The organism is Collinsella sp. CLA-ER-H7, from assembly GCF_040092345.1.
GTDB lineage: Bacteria > Actinomycetota > Coriobacteriia > Coriobacteriales > Coriobacteriaceae > Collinsella.
Genome location: NZ_JBBNLT010000028.1, coordinates 1 through 1,980, shown reverse-complemented (window position 1 = coordinate 1,980; position 1,980 = coordinate 1). Strand labels below are relative to the sequence as shown.

Sequence of the window (1,980 nt, the reverse complement as noted above, 5' to 3'; positions counted from 1 at the left end):
ACCGCAAGCTCGACGAGCGCGTCCGCGCCTTCCTGACCCGCGGTGTGACCGGCGACACCGACATCAACATCATCGACACCGCCGAGTTCGCGATCCCCGGCCTTGACGACGAGTTCCGCGTCATCGTCTCCCCGTGGATTCTGACGGTGCTCGTGACCGACCGCCTGGCTCGCTACTACGAGACGGTCACCAAGCACAACCTCAAGTACCGTCGCTACTATCACCAGTTCGACTACTAAAGAAAACGGGTGCGGGAACGTGCCGGGCTATTGAGGGGAACACAGAATGAGACAGTACATCATCGCCAGCCATGCGCACTTCGCTACCGGCATCAAGGAGAGCGTCGAGCTGCTCTCGGGCGCTCGCGACAACGTCCACGATCTTTCGATGTTCGTCGATGGCCGCATGGACGTGGCCGAGGAGGCCCAAAAACTGCTGGCAGGCATGTCTGCTGACGATGATGTCGTTGTCTGCACCGACCTCTTTGGCGGCAGCGTCAACAACGAGTTCACCAAGATCGTCCAGACGCGTCCCCGCACGTACCTCGTTACCAACATGAACCTTCCTCTCCTCATCCAGCTGCTGTTCTCTGACGAGTCGGCGCCGGTTGAGGAGACGATTCGCGCCATCGTCGCTGCGGACGATACGCGCGTGAAGTTTGTCAACGATCTTTTGGTCGATGGCGACGAGGAAGAAGAGTTCTAATCCGCAGCACCTACTGACACGCCGTAAGACGGCACAAGACCTTTGGGGGGTCACATTATGATTCAGCTACTTCGCGTTGACCATCGCCTGCTTCATGGCCAGGTCGCAGTTTCCTGGGTTCAGGGCCTTGGCTCCAACTGCATCTTCTGCGTGGGCGATAAGGTCGCTAACGACCCGGTGTGGAAGACGACGCTCAAGATGGGCAAGCCTGCCGGCTGCAAGCTCGTCATCAAAGATATGGAGCATGCAATCGAAGCTATCAACTCGGGCGTGACCGACAAGTACAAGATGATCATCTGTGTCGCCACTATTGCTGAGGCAAAGCAGCTTGTTGAGGGCTGCCCGCAGATCAAGTCGGTCAACCTGGGCAACACCAAGCCAAAGGACGAGAAGCGTCCCGATGCTCGTCAGGTCTCTCGTCAGATCTTCCTGACCGCGGCCGAGGAAGCCGATGTGCGCGAGATGCTGGATCGTGGCGTCGAGGTCGAGATTCGACCCCTGGCCGACGACCCCAAGGTCGACTGCGCCAGCGTGCTCTAGGCGTTCAATTTCGAAGAGTCTGAGCTCTTCGTAGTGTCCTATTAGGAAAGGGGGATATATGCTTACCCAAGCAATCCTCATCGGACTTATCGCCGCATTTGGTAAGTTCGACTGCCAGCTCGGTACGCTCTATGCGTTCCGCCCCATCGTCCTGTGCCCGCTCGTGGGCCTGGTGCTGGGGGACCTGCAGTCCGGCCTCGCGATCGGTGCGAGTCTGGAGCTGCTGTTCATGGGCTCGATCTCCATCGGCGCCTACGTGCCGCCTGATGAGACGATCGGCGGCGTGCTCGCCTGCGCCTTCGCTATCCAGCTGGGCCAGAGCACTGAGGCAGCCATCGCGCTTGCCATGCCCATCGCCACGCTGTGCCTTGCCATCAAGAACATCCTTAACGCCGCCCTGCCGATTTTGGTTGACCGCGCCGATGTTTTCTCTGCCCAGGGCAACCTTAAGGGCGTCTATGCGATGCACTTCCTGATCGGTTTGACCGGTATCATCATGGCGTTCCTGCTGTGCTCGCTGTCGTTCTATCTGGGTGCTGACGCCATCCAGGGCCTGCTCGACTTCATCCCGCCCTTTGTCCTTGCTGGCTTTGGCGTTGCCGCCAACTTCCTGCCTGCCATGGGCTTCGCCATGCTCGGCCGCCTGGTGCTCACCAAGCAGCTCGTGCCCTTCTACTTCCTGGGCTTCCTGCTGTGCTCCTACGCCAACGTGCCCGTCCTGGGCGTCGCCCTGAT

At 59.6% G+C, this 1,980-nt stretch carries 3 protein-coding genes and 1 pseudogene; all 4 read left to right on the top strand.

Translation table 11 applies throughout. From position 1 onward, the window contains the following. A pseudogene (locus AAAX75_RS10010) lies at window positions 1-239 on the top strand (SIS domain-containing protein); the annotation flags it as partial. Between the two features lie 46 nt (window positions 240-285). Further along, window positions 286-705 carry a PTS fructose transporter subunit IIA gene (locus AAAX75_RS10005; protein ID WP_138374549.1) on the top strand — a complete coding sequence of 140 codons (420 nt, stop codon included), beginning with the start codon at window positions 286-288 and terminating at the stop codon, window positions 703-705. 57 nt (window positions 706-762) lie between these two features. Further along, window positions 763-1,245, top strand: a complete 483-nt coding sequence (locus AAAX75_RS10000; RefSeq protein WP_099432286.1) for a PTS sugar transporter subunit IIB — start codon at window positions 763-765, stop codon at window positions 1,243-1,245. A gap of 58 nt (window positions 1,246-1,303) precedes the next feature. After that, window positions 1,304-1,980 (top strand): PTS sugar transporter subunit IIC (locus tag AAAX75_RS09995; RefSeq protein WP_349092069.1); only part of this gene is annotated, 677 nt, incomplete at its 3' end.

Coding starts and splice junctions, on each gene's coding strand:
- AAAX75_RS10005 (WP_138374549.1), top strand. CDS start 286: ATGAGACAGTACATCATCGCCAGCCATGCGCACTTCGCTACCGGCATC.
- AAAX75_RS10000 (WP_099432286.1), top strand. CDS start 763: ATGATTCAGCTACTTCGCGTTGACCATCGCCTGCTTCATGGCCAGGTC.